The sequence below is a fragment of the Aquimarina sp. TRL1 genome (assembly GCF_013365535.1).
GTDB lineage: Bacteria > Bacteroidota > Bacteroidia > Flavobacteriales > Flavobacteriaceae > Aquimarina > Aquimarina hainanensis.
Window position 1 is genome coordinate 4001270 of sequence record NZ_CP053590.1, and the last position, 22107, is coordinate 4023376.

At 35.0% G+C, this 22107-nt stretch carries 16 protein-coding genes; 6 read left to right on the forward strand and 10 right to left on the reverse strand.

Translation table 11 applies throughout. The features are described from left to right. Positions 1–8 precede the first annotated feature (8 nt). From hmpA to HN014_RS16410, 5 genes are all read right to left on the reverse strand, one after another. Positions 9–1211: an NO-inducible flavohemoprotein gene (hmpA, locus tag HN014_RS16390; protein WP_176029930.1), complete on the reverse strand. Its 1203-nt coding sequence runs from the start codon at positions 1209–1211 to the stop codon at positions 9–11. After that, a complete protein-coding gene (locus HN014_RS16395) occupies positions 1181–1663 on the reverse strand; it encodes an HPP family protein (protein WP_176029931.1) in 483 nt (160 codons plus the stop codon). The genes hmpA and HN014_RS16395 overlap by 31 nt, the downstream gene beginning before the upstream one ends. Positions 1664–1806: 143 nt before the next feature. Continuing rightward, positions 1807–2562 carry a LytTR family DNA-binding domain-containing protein gene (locus HN014_RS16400; RefSeq protein WP_176029932.1) on the reverse strand — a complete coding sequence of 252 codons (756 nt, stop codon included), beginning with the start codon at positions 2560–2562 and terminating at the stop codon, positions 1807–1809. Position 2563: 1 nt separating this feature from the next. Beyond that, a complete protein-coding gene (locus HN014_RS16405; RefSeq protein WP_176029933.1) occupies positions 2564–5608 on the reverse strand; it encodes a two-component regulator propeller domain-containing protein in 3045 nt (1014 codons plus the stop codon). A 179-nt stretch (positions 5609–5787) separates the two neighbouring features. Then, positions 5788–6354: a hypothetical protein gene (locus tag HN014_RS16410; protein ID WP_176029934.1), complete on the reverse strand. Its 567-nt coding sequence runs from the start codon at positions 6352–6354 to the stop codon at positions 5788–5790. 482 nt (positions 6355–6836) lie between these two features. Here HN014_RS16410 and HN014_RS22560 point away from each other — a divergent pair, with 482 nt between their 5' ends. The 4 genes from HN014_RS22560 (at position 6837) to HN014_RS16430 (ending at position 11220) form a co-directional block, all read left to right on the forward strand. Continuing rightward, positions 6837–8006 (forward strand): helix-turn-helix domain-containing protein, encoded by a 1170-nt coding sequence (locus HN014_RS22560; protein ID WP_217704340.1) that lies wholly within the window; start codon positions 6837–6839, stop codon positions 8004–8006. A gap of 562 nt (positions 8007–8568) precedes the next feature. Beyond that, positions 8569–10284: a helix-turn-helix domain-containing protein gene (locus tag HN014_RS16420; RefSeq protein ID WP_176029936.1), complete on the forward strand. Its 1716-nt coding sequence runs from the start codon at positions 8569–8571 to the stop codon at positions 10282–10284. 90 nt (positions 10285–10374) lie between these two features. Continuing rightward, the gene (locus HN014_RS16425; RefSeq protein WP_176029937.1) at positions 10375–10752 is read left to right on the forward strand and encodes a PH domain-containing protein; all 378 of its coding nucleotides are present in this window, start codon (positions 10375–10377) and stop codon (positions 10750–10752) included. Between the two features lie 36 nt (positions 10753–10788). Next, positions 10789–11220: a hypothetical protein gene (locus HN014_RS16430; RefSeq protein ID WP_176029938.1), complete on the forward strand. Its 432-nt coding sequence runs from the start codon at positions 10789–10791 to the stop codon at positions 11218–11220. Positions 11221–11286: 66 nt separating this feature from the next. Here HN014_RS16430 and HN014_RS16435 read toward each other — a convergent pair whose 3' ends face one another. From HN014_RS16435 to HN014_RS16455, 5 genes are all read right to left on the reverse strand, one after another. Continuing rightward, positions 11287–11703 (reverse strand): DUF3293 domain-containing protein, encoded by a 417-nt coding sequence (locus tag HN014_RS16435; RefSeq protein WP_176029939.1) that lies wholly within the window; start codon positions 11701–11703, stop codon positions 11287–11289. Then, complete coding sequence (locus tag HN014_RS16440) at positions 11673–12554, reverse strand: hypothetical protein (RefSeq protein ID WP_176029940.1); 882 nt, start codon at positions 12552–12554, stop codon at positions 11673–11675. The genes HN014_RS16435 and HN014_RS16440 overlap by 31 nt, the downstream gene beginning before the upstream one ends. A gap of 49 nt (positions 12555–12603) precedes the next feature. Next, positions 12604–13653: an NAD-binding protein gene (locus HN014_RS16445; RefSeq protein ID WP_176029941.1), complete on the reverse strand. Its 1050-nt coding sequence runs from the start codon at positions 13651–13653 to the stop codon at positions 12604–12606. 308 nt (positions 13654–13961) lie between these two features. After that, entirely contained in the window at positions 13962–16319 is a 2358-nt protein-coding gene (locus HN014_RS16450) for a GH92 family glycosyl hydrolase (protein WP_254884026.1), read from the reverse strand. A 408-nt stretch (positions 16320–16727) separates the two neighbouring features. Then, positions 16728–17147: a heme-binding protein gene (locus HN014_RS16455; RefSeq protein ID WP_176029942.1), complete on the reverse strand. Its 420-nt coding sequence runs from the start codon at positions 17145–17147 to the stop codon at positions 16728–16730. Positions 17148–17489: 342 nt separating this feature from the next. On the opposite strand from HN014_RS16455, the gene HN014_RS16460 reads away from it, so the two are divergent. Further along, a complete protein-coding gene (locus HN014_RS16460) occupies positions 17490–19349 on the forward strand; it encodes a DNA topoisomerase IV subunit B (protein ID WP_176029943.1) in 1860 nt (619 codons plus the stop codon). Between the two features lie 26 nt (positions 19350–19375). Continuing rightward, positions 19376–22042: a DNA gyrase/topoisomerase IV subunit A gene (locus HN014_RS16465; RefSeq protein WP_176029944.1), complete on the forward strand. Its 2667-nt coding sequence runs from the start codon at positions 19376–19378 to the stop codon at positions 22040–22042. Positions 22043–22107: the final 65 nt, after the last annotated feature.

The following is a 22107-nucleotide window of genomic DNA, read 5'->3' on the forward strand; positions in this document are numbered from 1 at the left end:
TTTTAGTATTAAACCAATTCCAGTTCTTCTGCGGGACCAAAAAACTCATAATGAATTTGAGATGTGGGAATCTCCAATTCATCTAATAGGTGTAATGCATTAGCCATAAAAGGAGCAGGACCACAGCAGTAGAAGTCGCTTTCTGCAGTAATACCAACCGTTTTGAGAATTTCCTTGCTCAGAAACCCTTCAAAATCGTGAGTTTCGCCTAATGTGTCAGTTGTCAGAGGAGCACTATATATATGAACAGATGAAACATCAGGATGTGCTAGGGTTGCTATTTCTTGTTTAAAAGCATGAGTACCGCTATGTAATACACATTGAATAAAAATCACCCTTCTATGTGGATTTTTAACCAAAGCTTTGTACATACTTAATAGAGGAGTGATTCCGACACCTCCTGCTAATAAGACAACAGGAGCATTAGAATCTCTTACTACAAACTCTCCTGATGGCATACCTACAGATAAGGTATCACCAGTTTCTATATTATTATGTAAATAATTAGAAACAATCCCATCAGGGTCTCCTTTCTCCTTTTTGACACTGATGCGTAAATAGTCTTTTTGCGGAGCATCTGATAAACTATAATTACGGGTGTGTTTATGAGAGGTACCGGGAATTTCCAGTGTAATACCTACATATTGTCCGGGAATAAAGCTAGGAACAGGAGTACCGTCAATTCGCTTTAGGTAAAAAGAGGTAATGACATTACTTTCTGCTACTTTTTTAAAAACGATGAATTCTTTTTGCCCTCTGAATCCATGAAGGGATTTTTCCTTTTCATTATAGAGTTGTTCCTCTCTATTTATAAAAATAGCTGCCAGATCCCCATAAGCTTCTTCCCAAGCATTCATGATTTCAGGAGTTGCAGCATCGCCTAATACTTCTTTTATTGCTACCAATAGGTTTTCTCCTACGATAGGATACATCTCCGGGCGTATTGATAAGCTGCTATGTTTTTGAGCAATGGACTCTACAGCTCCTTTTAATAGATCTAATTGGTCAATATGACGTGCATACTGAAAAATGGCATTTGCTAAGACCTTTGGTTGCGTTCCCTGTTTTTGATGACTCATATTAAAAATATTTTTGAGCTCAGGATGCTGGTTAAAGAGTCTTTTATAGAAGACTTTTGTAATGGTCTCTCCATGTACTTCCAGTACTGGAGCGGTGGCTTTTACGATTTCGATTGTTTTTGTACTTGCCATGAGGTTTTATTTATGAGGTTTTTAAGTTTAGAAAATAATAGTAGTACACAGATTCCTGTACAAACAGGAGATAAGACAAATAAAAACCCGAGTTCTTGTAGCTGCTGATTTGCCATAATCGGGATTAAAGATATTGCTCCTCCGGGAGGATAGATAATTTGACTTGCCTGCATTATTGCAATGCAGATGCTTATAGAGAGAATACTGCCTACAGTAGCGGGAATTTCCAGATAGGTAATGCTAACACCTACAATAGCTCCGATAACTGCACCAAAAAAGGCGTCTTTGGTACCATAGGAAGTGGTTTGACTTCCAAAAGATAACACGGCAGAAGCTCCAAATGCCGCAAGAATGGCATCTTCCTTTATTGTAGCAAAAAAGATAGCATGAACCAGATATATACAGGAGAAGCAACTAGCTACCAGTATAAATGATAAAAGTATTTCAGGCATTCTTTTCACTTGTACATTTTTTTGAGAAGGCAAAAATAATACCTCGTATAGAGAGGTGTTTATGATTAGAATCATAAACGCAAAAGAGAAAAAAAGCGTATGAATATGTTAGAGCTGGTTATTGAGTTAGTAAACTAAAGAAATTAGCGGTGCATTTGATCCAGAATTTCTATGATTTCTGTTTTTTTTCTAACGGATACAGGGATGTTTTCTCCGTTTTTTAATAAAAGGTACCCTCCGTCAGTTTTTATAAAAGCACTGATTTGTTGTAAATTGATTAAATGACTTTGATGTACCCGAATAAACTGATATGACTTAAGCATATCAGCAAAATATTTTAATGTTTTGGTTACAAATATTTTCTGACCGTCCAGGAGATAAAAAATAGTATTATTACTATCAGATTCACAGCGAATGATATCATCCAGGCTGACAATAATAATTTTATCTAGTGTATGAAGAGAAATTTTATTCGGTTTTTCTTCTGGAGCAGATAAGGTGTTTTTTAAAATATCCAATCGCTCTTTAGTAGGGTGTATTTGAGCTTTTGCTCTGCTAATCGCCAGGCTTAGTTCTTCACTGGAATAGGGTTTTAATACATAATCAATAGCCGCAAATTTGAATGCGCGAATGGCAAACTCATCACTGGCTGTAACAAAGATAATTTTAGACTTTAGATGTGGGAAAATTTCGAGAATATCAAAACCGGTTCCATCACCCAGCATAATATCCAGAAAGAGAATATCCGGTTCTTTGACCCGTAGGAGTTTTGCTGCTTCTACGACGCTTTGAGCTGTTCCTAAGATACTTATGTCAGTGTGGTGGCTTGTTATTTCTTTTTCTAAAAGCTGAAGCGCATCAGGCATATCTTCAACAAGTATAGCAGTTAGTAGGCTCATATTAATATTCAGTTTCTAGGGGAATTTTAAATTGTATTTGTGTACCTTTTACGGTTTGATCATCATCAATGATCTCACTAATTTTCAGCGCATCTTTTCCTGAAATAGAAACTAATCTTTCTTCCGTTACAGTAAGTGCCATTGATTGATGATCTGTACTGGTTTTTGATTTTTGAGATTGAAAAATACCAACCCCATTATCAAGTACACTGCAATATAAGAAATCTTCACTGGTATGAAATGATATTTTTAGGTGTCCAGGGTAGATTGCTTTAAGAATTCCATGCCGAATGGCATTTTCTACAAAAGGTTGAATTAACATAGGGGGAATTAGAATCTCTTCTGGATCATGTTCTGTATCTGTATTAATTTCATAAGTAAACAGCTTGCTGGACATCAGCTGTTCAATTTCGATATAGTGTTTTATAGTTTTTATTTCCTGATCCAGGGAGATATAATCTTTTCTCGAATTATATAGAGTTTCTCTTAGTAATACAGCAAATGTATTTATTGTTGTATTCATACGTTCAGGATCCCGGGTTCCCATAGCCTTAATACCATTCAGTACATTAAAGATAAAATGAGGATTCATTTGTAGTCGCAATGCTTTCTGCTCTAATGATAAAAGGTGATTCTTAAGTTCTAATCTTTCCCGTTCAATTTTCCCGGCACGTTTTACTCGTCTGATATAGGAAGCAGTTATAACGAGTAATAAAAAGATACTAAGCCCTACCATGGACCATTGAAACCATACTTTTTCATAGATGGGACTATCTATAAAAAAATGAAATGATATCGGATTACTTTCCTGCCATCGGTAGTTTCTGGATTGTGCTGTGAAAGTATGAGGACCATATGCTAACCCTGCCAGATTTTGCTTACTATCGGTTGACCAATCACTCCATTCCGAATTGTTGAGTTTAAACCGGTATTCGATATCCTGTGGGTGATCGATATCTACTGTTATATAATCAAAGGATAGTTCAGTTTGTTCTGGGGTAAGTTGTAGTACTTTTTCTTCTTGTACCCATTGGTTGAGGTTGATGGAATCAATACTTTTATAGGATACTTCTATATTTTCAAAATAAATAGAGGGAGCATGGCTTCGTTTTTCAATAGTTGAAGGCTTGTATTTGGTTAATCCGTATATGGCTCCAAACCACAAGTTCCCATCGTCGTCTTTAGTAGCTGCATTAAGGCAGGTTTCAATCCCCAGAAAACCATCGTTTCTTCCATAATGAAACACATCGAGAATCGCCCCCTTTTTATCCAGACTAATTTTATCGACACCACTTTCACTTCCAGCCCATAAATACCCTTCATTATCGAAGATAATTTGATAAATATTGTTAGAATACAGTTTTTTGACACCTTTTAATTGTGTGAAGTATGGTTTGTCGGTCATTTTTGCAGCCCAAATACCTTTTCCAGCGGTTCCGATATAAATAATTCCTTTGTGAAATAAAATAGAACGGATAGAGGTTTTTTGCTTGATGATACTATCGAAATGAAAGACGTTATTGTTTAGGATGTATCCTAAATGACCGTTTTGGGTACTGTACCAAACCCTTCCCAGCGAATCTGTCTTCATATCATTAATAAGCAAGTCTTTAATCCCCTGTTTTTTTCTAAAAACTGTAAGTTCTTGTATCTTTTTTTGATCAGGGTCAAATTGAAATTTGAAAATACCTGAAGAATAAGAAGCTGCCCAGATCGTATTTTTATGCGCATTGAGTACTTTAATCCAATCAGAAGGGAGTTTTTTATAGGTCGCTTTATCAATGACATAATCCGTACTCACTTTTTTTCGTATTGTGTCAATACTGGGTAATGTAGCGATACTACTATCAATTACAATACTGTCTCTATATGAAAAACGCCTATAGAGAATTCCTTTTCCTTCGGTACCAGCCCATAGGCTTCCTTTAGAATCATGTGTAATTGTTTTGATACGGACATCTGATAATGATGGATGTTGTTCGAAGTGTGTAACACCACTGGAATCAATTTGAACCAGTCCGGCTTCAGAGTTAGAAGCCCATATATTATTTTTGATATGATGAACCGCATATACCCGGTTGCCTTTTAAGCCATTGTTTTTATTATAATGAATAAAATTATTCGTAAAATATTTATAAAAACCGCCTCCTACAGTTGCAATCCATATATTGTCATGTGTATCGGTAAATGTCTTTTTTATATGAGAAACAGCAAGCCCTTTTCTTCGGTTTATTTTTTCTTTTATATGGTAGTTATGTAAGTCTAAAATAATAATACCCGCATTATCAGTAGCCATCCATAGTTCATTTTCTTTTTGAAATGACAGTTGGTTAATTCTGATATTTCGGTGCCTGATCCAGATGTTTTCATAACTTTTTCCACGAGTATTAATTCGTAAAATTCCCGTGTTGGCTACGGCAGCATAGAGAATATGCTGATGCATTCGGGCTGTAGTAAAATGATAGGGACTATGAAGGTCAATAATACTAGCATTTTGTTGTAGAGAATTGAGCTTCCACAATCCTTTATCTGTTGCAATCCAATATAGTTTTCCATCGTATACAATATCTTTAATACTACTGGTATTGATTTTGGGGTGGAGGGGAACCTTTTGGATTCCATTTGATTTGTTATACGTATATAATCCGATCGTACTACTGAGATATAGCGTATTTTTTATCGTGAATATTTTGTTGATTCTGGGACCTTCTACATGATAAAAACTTGATTTAGTCTTTAAAGATAATCCTCGCTTTGTACCAATAAAAAGCGTATCAGCCTGATATAATAAAGCGTTGATATAATTAGATGGCAATCCCTGGTTCTCATTCCATACTTTTATTTCATCTCCATCAAAACGACAAAGACCGCCTCCTTGTGTTCCAATCCACAAATACCCTTTATCATCCTGTATGATATCAAATACTTCTGATTGCGGTAACCCATCTTCAGAAGAATAGGCTCTTAGTTGACTATTTTGAGCTGTTGATAGTAGCGGAAGAAAGAAGAATAAAAGTTGCACATATCGATATAGAAATGATTGCATAAGAAGAACCGAAGTGTTTTTATGATATTTATCTCGTTCTGTGAGTATCACAAATATAAATAAACCAATTTATTGTATCATAGAAAAAGCCGACTATTCCTCACGTAATAGAATAGCCGGCGAATAGACAAAAGGATTCCCCTTCTTTTGTATACTTGTTGTTGAGTTTGTGTTAATAGTTAGTTGCTTGTTATAGCTGTAGACTGAGAAGGGGCGTAATTCATGTTATTCCATGTGAAACTTTCTTTTGTGGTCACAAATCCTTTATTGTGCGAATCTGTATAGGTAGTTTTAGTTTTTAAGATATTATTTTTAATACCGTGTTGCTGATTTGGAAATGTATATTGAAAATCAGCATTAGAATTTGTACAATACACATTGGTTAGATTAGGAAGTTTGATTACTTTGTTCTCATCTGTAAGCATATAATATAATGCATCTACATGAGCACAACACCCCAGGTATTCAACTTCTATTTTTATAACTTCAGTGATACCCTCTAATCCAGGAGTTTTATTGACAGATAAGAAGATACCCTCAAACAATTCTGTGTCTTCTATAGTAAAAGAAACCAGCGATTTATCGTTATCACTATTCTGATATAAATCAATCACATACGATGGATATTCTTTACCTGTTTTTTTGATCGTTTTCGTGTAAATGTAGTCAGTAGAAGCTGTGAACTCTTGACCACTAATTGTGTGTAAACTCAAAATCAAGATAAATATAAAAGCTATTTTTTTCATCTGTTTGGATTTTAATGATTACTGAATAACATCGTTTTTTGTTATATGGAAACGGATTGCATAAGGCAAATCCGTTTCTCATATTTTGAAAATATTCCGATGATTTGTGATGTAAATGTACAGTCAAAACACATGAGAAATGTAGGTAAACTAGAATTCGTCGATACCTAACTAGAATTCGTTTTTGATAGTGTATTGCATTGTAGTTATCTGCTTAATATTACAGCATAACAAGCAATTTCTAAAGGACTGACTCTTCTGGTATAGAGAAAAGGACTATACCGTATTGAAACAGATAATGTTATGGGATCTCTGTTGTAGTCAACCTGTGATAGAATGCCATTATGGTTATAAAATATTAGAAAGAGCATCAGTTTGTTGTTTGTTAAAAAAATAACATTAAAATGAAATTTTAAACATGAATAGTAGTAACTTCGATTTCTCTAAAAACAATTTATCAACGAGAGATATCGAATTTGTATATGAAATTACTACTGGATTTCATTTTAGTAATGGGACTATTGGTAAATAGTATGATTCTGTTTATACTTTTTAAAAATGAGCATAAAGAATATCACAGGAGAATATTATTTGCTATCTTTTTTTTGGTATTGTTAGTATTGATATGTTTCTACGGATTTCTACATAAAATACCATTTCTGTTTTATAGCACTTTTGTTTTTGAAGATGTATCAAATGTTTGTTTTGGTCCTTTATTATTACTCTATGTAAAGTCCATTTTTTTACCAACAGATTCATTGATAAAGAAGAATCTGATACATTTTATTATTCCTTTCTTTTATCTCATATTTATCAGTATACCATTTCTTGTTTCTACATGGAGTCAGTTGTTTATTTTTTCCTATCTCGAATATGTTGAAGATCTATCTTCATTATCAATTATTTATTCTTTGATATATTGTTTTGTATCGTTGAATGTCTTGAAAAAAGTTCGTCATATCATGGAGCATTATTATTCCAATACCAGTGGAATAGATTTGATATGGATAAAAAAACTATTATATGGAGGTATTATCGTTATCAGCCTGGATATTTTTACGACCATCATGGAGTTGTTGATAGATGAAAAAGAACTACCGTTTAATTCATTTTATGTTATAGCAATAGGAGTTAGTGTATTTGTTGGATATGTGGGGTATTATGGGATTATGCAATCAAAGGTACTATTACCTGAGTTTTTACTAAAAGACACATTCGATATAGAAAAAAAGTCTTCTGGAGGTACTGCTGTAAAAGAACAAAAGAAAGGGGAAGAAATAGATGCTTCAGAAGTGAAAGAACAGATTGGGTTATTAAAAAAAATAATGAGAGAAGACAAACCTTTTCTAGACCCCAATATATCGTTGAAATCATTAGCGTCCTTAATTTCGATAACAGATAAAAAACTATCAGCATTATTAAATCAATATATGAACATATCGTTTTATGATTATATAAATGGATATCGGGTAGAGGAGGTAAAGAAAAAAATAAATGATAGAACTTTTGATCATCTTACCTTATTGGCAATAGCATATGACAGTGGATTTAATTCAAAAACAAGCTTCAATAGAATTTTTAAAAAAATAGAAGGAATCTCTCCATCCGAATACAAAAAACTTCATTCAGATAGCAATACAAAACAGCTATAAATAAACTACCTGGGGCATTCGTTAGAAACAAATTTTCAATTTTATGGCAAGTGTCTAAGGATGTTATACTCTTTGGCGGTGCCAATAAAGATAAAAATAAGTTAGTCACAAATGTGTCAGGTATAAGAGTATAATGTACTATTTCTTTGCAGGATATATAAGGCTGTATTATTCCGTATGGATAAAAATGTATACATGAGAAATCTATCAGATACGTTTCGATACGATTCAGAAAAAAAATAGAAAAAATTCCCTTATTAGATAGTAAAACAGAGTTTTAAAAAAGGTATCAAGTCTTCTATTGGGGCGAATAAAAGGTTGAACCATTGTTTATTTGTTGTAAAAGTAGATGCTGTTGATATTTGGAGACTTCCCGATGATCAAAAGAGATAATTTTTAGAGAATAGGCTTTAAAAAGACCCATAAAAATAAGAGAAAGCCTGTAACAATTTTCTGATTGAAGACATTAGTATATAGAGCAGCTAACGAATCATTTATAAAGTAAGTGACACGTAAAAAAACATTATAAAATTATTTGTACACAGAAATTAATAACCCCTCCATGAGCAAATTGTATTTTATTCCTTTTTTGATTCTTTTTTCTGTACACGGACAACAAGACTCCCAGGAGTACTCCTATTGGCGTCAAAAAACAGATGAATTTTACAGAATACATAATGACAGTACAATGCATTATGCCAAAAAGATGCAAGAAACTGCAACTTCATCCTGTCAATATGTCGATGGAGTAATGTTCGAAGCGAATGCTATCTATTTTTCGAGAGATTGTGAAGCGTCAAAACAGCTATGCAAAAATATTTTGGGAAAACTGGATAAAATACAAGATGAAAAATGCTATTTGCGATTAAAATCCCATGTTCTAGGCAGGCTGATGTATATAGAAAAGTGCTTAGGGAATTACACAAAAGCACTGGAATATATAGAGATGAATAAGAAGTTGTTAAAAGCGACTAAAGAACCCCCCTCGAAAAGATCAGCAATCTCCGTATTGTATCAATCAGCATTGATATATAAAGAATTAGGGAGGTATCAAGAAGCAATAACAACTTTACATAATATTTTGCTTGATGATGCCACAAGTTTATTAAGCAATCTTTCAATCCCATCTATTTATATGGCTTTGGGAGATTTATATATAAAAAACTATGAAGTTTCTCAGCAACAGACAGATCTTGATTCGGCAGAGATATATTATGAAAAACACTTTGAACAAGCTAAAGACCTCAAGGGGCAAGAAGCTTATACCAAACAATTGAATTTTATTAATAAAGGCGTTATTGCACAACATAAAGGAAATACGAAAGAAGCGCTATCATATTTTAAAAGGGCAAAAAAAATCCCCTTGATAGAGATCAGACATTTTACGGACCAAAAAATAGATTTTCTAATAGCAGAAACATTCGATAAATTAAAAAAACCAGATTCTGTTATCTATTACGGCAATCAATTCCTGAAAAAAAATGAAAAATACGCAAGGAATGATCAGTTAAAGTTGGAATGTTATACATTATTAGCCAATGCACACCATCAGCTACAGGAGCTACAAAAAGCCTATAATTTTTCAGCCCTGGCCTTAATCGAAAACAGTAAACTAGACACCTTAAAAAGTAAAGGCTTGGATAAACTTAATTTTTTAGCCTTAAAACAGATACAGGAAGAAAATGAGTTGTTATTGTTGGAGCAAAAGAAGTCATTTTGGTTTCAACATAAGATCATTGTTGCTGTAGGATTAATACTTTTATTAATAGTCATTGGGCGCTTTTGTTGTACCGAAATTTCAAAAAAGAAAAAGAAGAAAGAGAAAGAGCTTTTAGCAGGGAAAACCAGGATAAAAGAGACAGAAGTAGTTAATCTAAAGGAGGAAGTATCCCCACCACAAACCATGCAGTTGAACATTAAAAAAGAGATTGTAGAAAAGGTTATAGAAGGGCTTACAAAACTAGAAAAGGAAAAAGCATTTTTACGAGATGATTTTAACCTTAATTATATAGCCAAAGAGCTAGGAAGTAATACTTCATATGTCTCGAAAATAATAAATCACCATACAGAAAAAACAGTAAAAGAGTATATTAATAATTTACGTATTCAATATATAATGAAAGCATTGCGGGAAGAACCTCGATTAAGGAAACACTCGTTAGATGCAATAGCAAAAGATGTAGGATACTCTAATGCTTCTTCTTTTTCTAAAATATTTAAAAAGAATGTAGGAGTATGTCCTTCTCACTATATCAGAGAGTTAAAAGAAGTCGTATAACCCTTACTTATTGATCGACTCCACGATAATTCCTATTGGTTGAAATCATACGCTTTCTTTTACTATTTTAGTAGCTAAACAATCAAAAAAATGGGAATACTAAATAAATTGTTAGGGAATGCCAGCGAAGTCTCTATTGATAAACTTCAGGAAAAATATGGACAACTCCTTATTGAAAAGGAAGAAATAGAATTAGGATTTATGCTGCTGAGAGATGTGTTTATGTTTACGAATAAGCGTTTAATCTTAATAGATGTACAAGGGCTTACAGGTAGCAAAGTAGAATATAAGTTCTTACCCTATAAAAACATTTCCAGATTTTCTCTCGAGACAGCAGGGACATTTGATTTGGATGCAGAACTAAAAATCTGGATATCGAGTGAGAATACCCCCACAGTGAGCAAAAAATTTAATAAGAGTATTGATATTTATGAAGTGCAAAGATATCTGGCTACAAAAGTCATGTAAGTAGACTTAGTTAGTAGCTGTTAATTCCATGAAATTATGAGAATACAAGATTGTATAAAGCTTGCTGGTATTTATTGTCTTCTATGGATAACAACTAGCTCTTGTCGGTCTGATATTAGCAGTGAAAAACATCAGGCTTGGGAAGTTTTTACAAAAAAAATAGAAACAGGAGATGTAGCATATTTGTTAGCACATTCACTAGATACGATTGATTGTGTAGACTGTAATCAGAGAGCAGACCAACAACGATTCCCTGCCTGGCTAGTATATAAGAACTACAGAGACCGATTATACAATAAGAATGAGTTAAATAACAGATCATATACGGTTTATGAGGACGATTCCATTGTACGAATCAGTTATGAGTTTCAAGAGAATATTTTTAGGCTAGAAGGATGGAATCGAATTTATATGTTTAGAAAAAAAAACGATACATACTGGTTTGAAGGAATGATTACTATTCCATAACATAATCACAATACTTTAGTAAGCTCAAGAAGTGTTTGCTAAAACACTTCTTGAGTTATTAGGGGGTTACGTCACGAGAACACATAATCGGGGAGGGGTGAGAATATTACCATAAACGATGGCATTTTGTTCAAAAAGCTTCCCGATTTGTTTTGCCTTATCAATAGTTAGGTTATAGATAAAAAGACTTTTTTCAGCTTCCCAGTTAGCATCAGCAGGAACCCCCAGAGCATTAATACTACAAAGCTTATTTTGAACCAAATAAGTTTTGAGTATCTGTTGCCGGTTTTCGTTTTCTACATTGGAACACAGCATAGAATAAGGGTTGTATGCAGTTATAATTGCCCAGGAAAGTACTTTTTTTTCCTCGCACCATTTTTTAAACCTCCCATTTTTATGTCCTATTTTTAGAGAAATAGGAAGGCTACCCTGACTGATCTGATAGGTTGTCTCTAAATAGGCGTTGTATAAGCTTGTTTCCATGCATCATGTTTTAGACTAAGACAAGGATCCCAAAAATCAAATAAAGAGGTTTTAAATTCTGTATTCTCTTTGGTAATTTGTATTCCGCTGACATATTCAGGTAATAAAGCCATTTTTTGTTCGGCAAAAGGGCGTTTATTAGGAGCAAGCCACTTAGGGTCTTCTTTAGAACGTAAATTACCTTTCGCATCTCTCATATGAGGACCAAAATTAACCCAGCAATTTTGACCTCTGGTTTCTGTAGTAAGGGCAGCAGCTGCCAGAGGAGAAAACATTTTGAGATGTTCGAACCAAGCGTAGTCCTCTCCAATAGGACCAAATCCATAACCTTCCATGGCATGCCCGAAAATATCATGAACAATTCTAAAAATATCGTTGATCACCAATTCGTAATCATCGATATAGATACCTGTTTTTTGTAGCATAATACTACTTTCAGGAAGGGTATCTTCTCCAAAACCAGAAGAAGTAGTAAAGAAGTACAGATGATGTTGATGTATGTCTTTTAACATTTCAAAACTATCAGCATATGGTTCTCCTTCTCCTGTATATGGCTCGAAAACAATATTCTCTTTGGATTTCAGAAAGGAGAATTGAGACACGACCTCTTCCGCTAATTGAGTATATGCTGCCTGTACCATTGGATCAAAAGGGCTGTGTACAGCATTTTCGAATAGATCGGCAATTAATACGCCTGCTTTCTGACACATCTTATCCCGGTATCGATGATGTTTGTGCTTGATTTGATACTTGTTTTTATACTCTGTTGCTATTTTTAATAGCATAGGACATTTCCCTTTATTGACAGCAATTAAATCGCAGTCTTTGACAAGTTTACGTAAGGTTTTCATAAGAGTAAGCTGATTTGTTTGTTTAAGAGATAGTTATTTTGAAAAAAAGTTAAGAAGGAATTGATTCCTTAAAGAGTGTTTTCCATTCTTCTACAACTTCATCTGCTATAAAAGCAGGAAAAGGATGGAGCCCATTTTTTAAGTTAGCAAATAATAAGAGGTCGACTCCTGAATTATGAGCATAAAAAACAGGATCTAGATACCGCATCAGTGTTGGTTTTTCTATAAAAAAATTGATTGGCATTTTATTGCACAGCACATCTTCTGTAGCAAAAGCGGTCCCGAATTCATCCTCACCTCCCATATTGGCCAGATATTTAGAAGCGAAGAATGTAGAGTCATAAGTATCTGAAATTACATTTCTAACTCCGGTAGCTGTGACAATTGCATCCATTTTATCTGCTGCCGCTTGTACTTGAGTGGTTTCCCGGGCAATTAATCCATTGAACCCTGCTTGTTGGGCTTGTGCTACCTTAAGCGGGTCATTTTCTACGATTGTTATATGAGGAGTTTCTTTTTTTAGATAATGAGCAATGCCTTTCCCTACTTTTCCATACCCGAATATCATGAAATGCTTATTATGTATTTCTTCTGTAGCAAGTTGTTTAAAAGCTCGTATAAATGCTTCCCCTGTTCCTAGTACTCCTTCTAACATCTTGATAGCACTTTGATCCACAGAGATAACAGGGTATGTGGTAGTTGCTTTATATTTATTGGTTCCGGTACCTGTAATCTCTACGGTACCTATGGCTGGTTGTTTATGAGTTAGTAACTCTGCTGCGCAGTCTAAATGAATGTCGAAAGAATCATTAGGAGTAAGAGCGTCTTTCCATATGCCTCCCGCATCAATAAATGAAGCTACCAGAGTCGGATCTACTTCCATAAATGAGGGGGAAATTACCGTAACATCTGCTCCGCCAGCATATAAAACCTCCAGTTTGACAATGGTTTCTTTAGTAAAGGGGATATTGTGAAGAATACGGATTCCCTGATAGGGTTTTGACGATTGTACTCGTTTTAATTGTCGTTTTAGAAAAGGGAGTTCCGAATCTGGATACTCTTTCTTTATCGAATCAATAAATTGAAACAGGGTTTTCATAGCATGTGGTTTTAAGTTGTTTTTACAGCAACTTAATCACAATTTTTATGATTTGTACACTTTTAATGTTTTGTTTATGAGTCTTTTGTGCTTATTTTAACAGTTTGTTTAGAAATCTATTTAATAAGGTTTTTTTTTGTTAAAATCTTAATAATGAGTTGCTAATCAATATCGGGTGGTGCAGCTTGTCCTTTTTTAAGGGAACTATAACCTAAAGAAGATACGTTATAACGGTAAATCATAAAAATAAAAATCCCTTCCCATACCTGTGAATAGATACGAAAAGGGAAAAAAATAAAAAAATATGATTACTTTTTAGGGGTGTTACTTAAATGAAAAGTAATAATGCCTCCGTTTGTTATGTCCTTATGTCGGATGTTGGTACCTTCTAAAGTTTTACCATTAATCTCTATTTTGGATACATAAACATTTTCTTTTCCTTGATTAACAGTATTAATTGTTAATTTTTTTCCGTTTTCCAGATAGATATCTGCTTCTTCTATCATTGGGCTTCCGGTTGCATATAGATCAGATCCTGGGTTAACAGGGTAGAAACCTAATGCACTAAATACATACCAGGCACTCATTTGTCCTGCGTCATCATTTCCACATAAACCATCTACACCATTACTATACATGGTATCCAGAATCATTCGTACACGTGCTTGTGTTTTCCAGGGATCATTCGTCCAGTTGTATAAATAAGGAATGTGATGACCGGGTTCATTGCCATGTACATAATTACCAATAATTCCATCGCGGGTAATATCTTCATTTTTCTCAATATACTTATCTTCAATCTCAGTGGTAAATATTTTGTCCAGATGTTGAGAGAAAGCATCTTTTCCTCCCATGATACGAATCATATTTTCGGTTTCATGAGGAACATACAACCCGTAATTCCAGGCATTCCCTTCTATGAAACCTTGTCCATGTGTATTTATTGGATCGAATTTTGGGCGCCAGCTTCCATCAGATAATTTAGGGCGCATATATCCGATCTCTTTGTCATAAACATGAAGATAGTTTTTAGATCTTTTGGTGTAGAGATCAGCTACTTTCTGATTGTTGTTCTTTTTTGCAATTTGGGCAATACACCAATCGTCATAAGCATATTCTAATGTTTTGGAAACAGAGTAGGGGCTTTTGTCTTCTGGTACATATCCTTTTTCCATATAACTATCAAGACCTTCAAAATAAGGAACTGTCGCGGTATTAGTTGCTGCGGTCAAAGCACTGTTCAAATTGACATCTGTGGTTCCTTTGGCAACCGCATCCGCAATAACTGATACAGAATGATATCCTACCATACACCAATTCTCATTCGCATAATGACTCCAGATAGGAAGCATATTATGAACACTTTGATCATGATGTGCTATCATAGACTTGATCATATCATTGTTTCGGGAAGGTTGTGTAATATTGAACAGTGGATGCAGTGCTCTATAGGTATCCCATAAAGAAAAGATCGTATAGTTCGTAAATCCTTCAGATTGATAGATATTTTGGTCCAGTCCTCTATAAGATCCATCTACATCTTCGTAGATAATAGGTCCTAGCATGGTGTGATACAGTGCACTATAAAATGTTTCTTTTTGTTCCTTAGTGCTTGTCTTGACCTGTATTTTGGAAAGCTCAGTATTCCACTTATCTCTTGTTTCTTGTTTTACCTGGTCGAATTCCCAGTGTGGAATTTCCTGTTCCAGATTTTTGACAGCTCCATTTGTGCTAACAGGGGACAAGGCAAATTTTATTTTTATTTTCTCGTTTTCTTCTGTTTTAAAGTTAAAATAAGCTCGTATATTTTTTCCTGCCATTTCAGGGAAGTTCTCCTCTTCATTAAAGCGTCTGTAGAATCCGTTATAAATAACTTTTTCATATCGTTTATGACCATAACTATGAAAAGGTTTTGAAAACTGCATGGCAAAAAACACTTTTTTAGTTCGTGCCCATCCATTGGTCTGACGATATCCGGTCACCAGGGAATCATTTTCAATTCTGACAAAGGTCCAGACATTTTTATCATCGTGGTTGTATATATTGGAAATTAAATCCAGAATAATATGAGCATTATCTGATTTTGGGAATGTATACTGATGAAAACCAACACGGGCTGTAGCTGTTAACTCGGCTTTGATTCCATAGTCTGCTAAATCTACAGCATAATACCCTGGAGTTGCTTTTTCTGTGGCGTGATCAAACTGAGAATGAAAACCACTTTTAGGAGTTTCCGCTTTCCCTGGTTCCAAGGTAAGTTCTCCCGTAGTTGGCATTACCAGAAAATCTCCAAGATCAGAATGTCCGGTACCACTAAAATGAGTATGACTAAACCCAAAAATGGTTTGGTCATCATATTGATATCCAGAACAATATTTATACGTGTCTTTATTGTAGCTGCCATCTTCTTTGAACATGGCTTGCTGATTTGTTTCAGGGCTTAGCTGAACCATTCCAAAAGGAGCTGTAGCACCAGGAAAAGTATGTCCCATATTTTTAGTTCCGATCAGGGGGTTTACATATTGAGCAAGATCTGAAACAGGAGGTGTTTCTTTGGGAGTATCCACCTCTTTTGGAGTTGTTTCCTCCTTAGTAGAAGTATTTTTTTCCGAGTTACAGCTATATACCATAGAAAGGCATACAGAGAGAATGATTAGTTGTTTCATTCGTTTGTTCTTTGTGTTTTTCATAGTTCAGAGAAAATAGTTAAAAACTAAAATGACTCATTAGGTCATTTTGAGGATACAATCTCCTTTTAATTCGGGAAATCGTCATCTGTTTTTATTAAAATCTATTGCCCAAAATACAAAACTTAATCATCGATTCTTTTTATAAGCTAAAATTAAGTGATAATTATGGGGATAATGAGATTTTGTAGTTTTTATTCCTTTTATGGTATGCGATAAGAGTTTTTTTGAATCCTGCTATCCCAAATGCCGTTTTCTATCTACTAATGAATGTTATTTTAATGACTAAAAATTAAATATTTTCATTTGATGATCAGGAGAATACTTAAAAACCCCTCAAGCATTGATCATACCTGAGGGGTTTTTACTATTTATTAGCGAACGTTTCTATTGTAGTACCGGAGCAGTGCTATATGCATTAGCTCCTGCTTCTGCTACGGCGTGATCATTTTCTACAGTGCTACCACTAACACCAATAGCACCAACGACATCTCCTTCCTGATTTTTGATAGGAACTCCACCAGGAAAAGTGATCAGTCCATTATTAGAATGTTCTATATTGTACAGAGTGCCTCCGGGCTGGGATAAGGCACCGATATTACCAGTATTCATATCGAATAAACGAGCTGTTTTTGCTTTTTTGAGAGCAATATCAGTAGAACCAATCCAGGCTCCGTCCATGCGCACGAATGCCAATAGATTCGCTCCAGAATCTACAATAGCAATATTCATCTTTGTGTCTAAGTCAATAGATTTTTGCTTGGCAACTTCAATAATTTTTTCGGCTTGTTTTAGGGTGATACTCATGATTATGTGTGAAATTAAAGGATTAATAAAATTAGGAGAATACTATTTTTGATACTACCGGTATTCCTACTAATTATAATATTGCATACTCAGTAAAAAAGAATCGGCTTGTAACAACAAACAATGTTGCTCCTCTAGTACCAAACTAAGGTAGTAAAAGAAAGACAATAATGAAGGAGACTTTTAGTTTTTTATTTGTAGAAAGTAATGCGGGAAAAGGTAAGATATTCTGTTTCAAATAATCAACAAAAAAGAGGGAATAATTGTTAATTACTTTGTAAGAACACTATTTTAATTCTTTAGGTGAAACCTTATATTAGCAAGCATTCTACCTAAAAATATATGAGTCAAAAAAGTAAGTATACAGAGGATAATATACGATCCCTGGATTGGAAAGAGCATATTCGAATGCGTCCCGGGATGTATATAGGAAAGTTGGGAGATGGTTCATCGGCAGACGATGGGATTTATATTTTGATCAAGGAAGTACTGGATAACTCTATCGATGAATATGTGATGGGAGCCGGTAAAATAATTGAAATATCCATACAAGGTACCAAAGTGATTGTCAGAGACTACGGACGTGGAATTCCATTAGGAAAAGTTGTCGATGTGGTATCAAAGATGAATACCGGAGGAAAATACGATTCCAGAGCATTTAAAAAATCGGTAGGACTAAACGGAGTCGGTACCAAAGCAGTAAATGCATTATCCACCTATTTTAGAGTAGAATCAACCAGGGATGGAAAATCAGCTTCGGCAGAATTCGAAAAAGGAAACCTGACGAATCAGGAGAGCCTGGACGAAACTTCCAGAAGGAGAGGAACCAAAGTATCTTTTGTTCCTGATGAAACGATTTTTAAGAACTTCAAGTTCAGGTTAGAGTATGTAGCAAAAATGCTGAAAAACTACGTATACCTGAATCCGGGGTTGACCATTGTCTTTAATGGAGAAAGGTATTTTTCGGAAAATGGATTAAAGGATTTATTATCAGAAAGTATCAAGGAAGAAGACAGACTGTATGATATTATTCACCTCAAAGGAGATGATATAGAGGTTGCCCTAACGCATAGTAAGACTCAGTATAGCGAGGAGTACCACTCTTTTGTCAATGGGCAAAACACCACCCAGGGAGGAACCCATCAGGCAGCATTTAGAGAGGCAGTAGTAAAAACAATTCGCGAATTTTATGGAAAGAATTACGAGGCGAGTGATATAAGAAAATCAATAGTTTCTGCGATCAGCATTAAGGTGATGGAGCCCGTTTTTGAAAGTCAGACAAAAACAAAATTAGGGTCTACGGAGATGGGAGGAGACTTACCTACCGTGCGTACGTATATCAATGATTTTGTAAAAAGAGATCTCGATAATTTCTTACATAAAAATCAGGAGACTTCAGAAAAACTACAGCGCAAAATACTACAAGCAGAAAGAGAGCGAAAAGAGCTTTCGGGAATTCGGAAACTAGCGAAAGACAGAGCTAAAAAAGCAAGCTTACACAATAAAAAACTAAGAGACTGTAGAATTCACCTTTCGGATAGTAAAAAAGAAAGAAACCTGGAGAGTACCTTGTTTATTACGGAGGGAGATTCGGCGAGTGGTTCCATTACGAAATCAAGAGATGTAAATACGCAGGCGGTTTTTAGTCTTAGAGGGAAACCTTTGAATAGTTATAATATGACTAAAAAGATTGTATATGAAAATGAAGAATTTAATCTGCTTCAGGCGGCGCTCAATATCGAAGAATCAATGGAAGATTTGCGATATAACAATATTGTGATCGCTACCGATGCCGATGTCGACGGAATGCATATACGCTTATTATTGATAACTTTCTTTTTGCAGTTTTTTCCGGAGCTGATCAAAGAAGGACATCTGTATATATTGCAAACACCACTTTTTAGGGTACGAAATAAAAAAGAAACGATTTATTGCTATTCCGAGAGAGAGCGTATTGCAGCGATCAATAAACTATCCGGAAAACCTGAAATAACACGATTTAAAGGACTTGGGGAAATCTCTCCTGATGAATTTGTACATTTTATCGGAGATGATATACGATTAGATCCTGTAATGTTGGATCAAGATAAGTCAATAGAAGAGTTATTGTCGTTCTATATGGGTAAGAATACACCACAGCGACAAGAGTTTATCATTGATAATCTAAAAGTGGAATTAGATACCCCGGAAGATGAAGCATAATTATTAAAGTGAGGGCATTATAGTATATGGATATAGAAAACGAACACGAACACGAAGAATTATATAACCCTTCAGAATCTTCGGAGCATCAAGAGCAACAAGAAGTGATAACCAAGGTATCCGGAATGTATAAAGATTGGTTCCTGGATTATGCTTCTTATGTAATTCTGGAACGTGCTGTTCCGGCTATCGAAGATGGGTTAAAACCTGTACAACGAAGGATTCTTCATTCTATGAAGGACCTGGATGACGGTAGGTATAATAAGGTTGCCAATATAGTCGGGCATACGATGCAGTATCACCCACATGGAGATGCCAGTATCGCAGATGCGATGGTGCAGATTGGTCAAAAAGATTTATTGATCGATATGCAGGGAAACTGGGGGAACATTCTCACAGGAGACAGGGCGGCTGCTTCCAGGTATATCGAAGCCAGATTGTCTAAGTTCGCATTGGATGTTGTGTACAATCCCAAAGTTACCGACTGGCAATTGTCATATGATGGGAGGAAAAAAGAACCTATAAACTTACCGGTAAAATTCCCTTTACTATTAGCACAAGGAGCAGAAGGAATTGCAGTAGGGTTGAGTACCAAAGTATTGCCTCATAATTTTATAGAATTAATCGATGCTTCTATAAAACATCTGAAAGGGAAAAAGTTTACGATATATCCGGATTTCCCTACTGCGGGGATTGCGGATTTTACAAACTATAATGATGGGAATAGAGGAGGAAAAGCGAGAGTACGAGCTAAAATAGCACAGCACGAAAAGAATTCCCTGGTCATAACAGAAATTCCTTTTTCTACCACTACGACTTCTCTGATTGATTCTATTCTTAAAGCAAATGATAAAGGCAAGATAAAAATCAAGAAGATAGAAGATAATACTGCGGCAGAAGTCGAAATATTGATACACCTGCCTTCTGGAATATCTCCTGACAAAACAATTGATGCATTGTATGCATTTACGAATTGCGAGGTATCAATTTCTCCTTTGGGATGCGTAATTGAAGATAATAAACCTAATTTTATTGGGGTATCAGAAATGCTTCGAAGGTCTACTGATAATACAGTAGAATTATTGAAGCAAGAACTAGAAATTCAATTAAATGAATTACAGGAACAGTGGCATTTTGCTTCTTTAGAGCGAATTTTTATAGAAAACCGCATCTACCGGGAAATAGAAGAAGAAGAAACCTGGGAAGGAGTTATATCTGCTATTTATAAAGGGCTGCAACCACATATAACACATCTGAAAAGAGATGTTACAGAAGAAGATATTGTTCGTCTTACAGAAATCCGAATCAAGCGAATCTCAAAATTTGATATTGATAAGGCACAGCAACGTATCGAGGCATTAGAAGAAGATATTGCAGCGGTAAAACACAATTTGGAACATCTGGTAGCATACGCGATTTCTTATTTCCAAAGATTAAAAGATACTTACGGAAAAGGAAGAGAGCGAAAAACAGAAATGAAGATATTTGATGATATCGAAGCAACTAAGGTTGTAATCCGAAACACTAAACTCTATGTGAATAGAGAAGAAGGATTTGTAGGGACTTCTCTTCGGAAAGATGAGTATGTTGCAGATTGTGCGGATATTGATGATGTAATTTGTTTTATGGCGTCAGGAAAAATGATGATTACTCGAGTTGATTCCAAAACTTTTGTCGGTAAGGATATTATTCACGTAGCAGTCTTTAAGAAAAAAGATAAACGAACCATCTATAATATGATCTATCAGGATGGGCGAGGAGGTACATCCTATGTGAAACGATTCGCAGTAACAGGAGTAACCAGAGATAAAGAATACGATCTTACACAAGGAAAAAAAGGTTCTAAGGTTACCTATTTTTCTGCAAATCCAAATGGAGAAGCTGAAGTAGTAACCATTTTATTACGACAAGCAGGAAGTATCAAAAAACTGAAATTCGACCTTAACTTTGCCGATTTGTTGATCAAAGGAAGAGGCGTAAAAGGGAATGTAGTAACTAAGTATAATATCAAACGAATAGAATTAAAAGAACAAGGAGTTTCTACCTTAAAACCGAGAAAAATATGGTTTGATGATACGGTACAGCGATTAAATGTTGATGGAAGAGGAGAGTTGTTAGGAGAATTTAAAGGAGAGGACCGCTTGTTAATTGTTACTCAGAAAGGATATATCAAAACCTTAGTACCAGAAATGACCTTGCATTTTGATTCTGATATGATTGTATTAGAAAAGTGGGAACCTAAAAAGCCAATTTCAGCTATTTATTGGGAGGGGGATAAAGAACGGTATTATGTGAAACGTTTCCTGATAGAAAGTGCTGACAGAGAAGATCTGTTTATTACAGACCATCCAAAATCGAGAATGGAGATCGTTTCTACGGATTACAGACCTATTGCCGAAGTAGTTTATTCTAAAATCAGAGGAAAAGACCAAAAACCAAACTGGGAAGTAAACCTGGAAGAGTTTATTGCTATCAAAGGATTAAAAGCACTAGGGAATCAGTTGACAACAGAAAAAATAAAACAGATAAACTTGCTGGATCCATTGCCATATGAATTGCCGGAAGAGGAAGCAGATGTTCCTGATGCGGAAGAAGCTACAGAAGATGAAGCGGCAGGAGCAGCAAATGGAGAAACAATAGAGCTTGATGATGATTTTTCTGAAGATAATGGAGAGCAAACTTCTCTTTTTTAGAAAGAAAAAGTCTTTTGATACGATCTAGGAATAGTAGAATCTCAGGGAGTGAATATCCCATAAAG

What these genes read in the sequence shown, in the direction of transcription:
- hmpA (WP_176029930.1), bottom strand. Translation starts at nt 1,211, where the DNA reads ATGGCAAGTACAAAAACAATCGAAATCGTAAAAGCCACCGCTCCAGTA.
- HN014_RS16395 (WP_176029931.1), bottom strand. Translation starts at nt 1,663, where the DNA reads ATGCCTGAAATACTTTTATCATTTATACTGGTAGCTAGTTGCTTCTCC.
- HN014_RS16400 (WP_176029932.1), bottom strand. Translation starts at nt 2,562, where the DNA reads ATGAGCCTACTAACTGCTATACTTGTTGAAGATATGCCTGATGCGCTT.
- HN014_RS16405 (WP_176029933.1), bottom strand. Translation starts at nt 5,608, where the DNA reads ATGCAATCATTTCTATATCGATATGTGCAACTTTTATTCTTCTTTCTT.
- HN014_RS16410 (WP_176029934.1), bottom strand. Translation starts at nt 6,354, where the DNA reads ATGAAAAAAATAGCTTTTATATTTATCTTGATTTTGAGTTTACACACA.
- HN014_RS22560 (WP_217704340.1), top strand. Translation starts at nt 6,837, where the DNA reads ATGAAATTACTACTGGATTTCATTTTAGTAATGGGACTATTGGTAAAT.
- HN014_RS16420 (WP_176029936.1), top strand. Translation starts at nt 8,569, where the DNA reads ATGAGCAAATTGTATTTTATTCCTTTTTTGATTCTTTTTTCTGTACAC.
- HN014_RS16425 (WP_176029937.1), top strand. Translation starts at nt 10,375, where the DNA reads ATGGGAATACTAAATAAATTGTTAGGGAATGCCAGCGAAGTCTCTATT.
- HN014_RS16430 (WP_176029938.1), top strand. Translation starts at nt 10,789, where the DNA reads ATGAGAATACAAGATTGTATAAAGCTTGCTGGTATTTATTGTCTTCTA.
- HN014_RS16435 (WP_176029939.1), bottom strand. Translation starts at nt 11,703, where the DNA reads ATGGAAACAAGCTTATACAACGCCTATTTAGAGACAACCTATCAGATC.
- HN014_RS16440 (WP_176029940.1), bottom strand. Translation starts at nt 12,554, where the DNA reads ATGAAAACCTTACGTAAACTTGTCAAAGACTGCGATTTAATTGCTGTC.
- HN014_RS16445 (WP_176029941.1), bottom strand. Translation starts at nt 13,653, where the DNA reads ATGAAAACCCTGTTTCAATTTATTGATTCGATAAAGAAAGAGTATCCA.
- HN014_RS16450 (WP_254884026.1), bottom strand. Translation starts at nt 16,319, where the DNA reads ATGAAACAACTAATCATTCTCTCTGTATGCCTTTCTATGGTATATAGC.
- HN014_RS16455 (WP_176029942.1), bottom strand. Translation starts at nt 17,147, where the DNA reads ATGAGTATCACCCTAAAACAAGCCGAAAAAATTATTGAAGTTGCCAAG.
- HN014_RS16460 (WP_176029943.1), top strand. Translation starts at nt 17,490, where the DNA reads ATGAGTCAAAAAAGTAAGTATACAGAGGATAATATACGATCCCTGGAT.
- HN014_RS16465 (WP_176029944.1), top strand. Translation starts at nt 19,376, where the DNA reads ATGGATATAGAAAACGAACACGAACACGAAGAATTATATAACCCTTCA.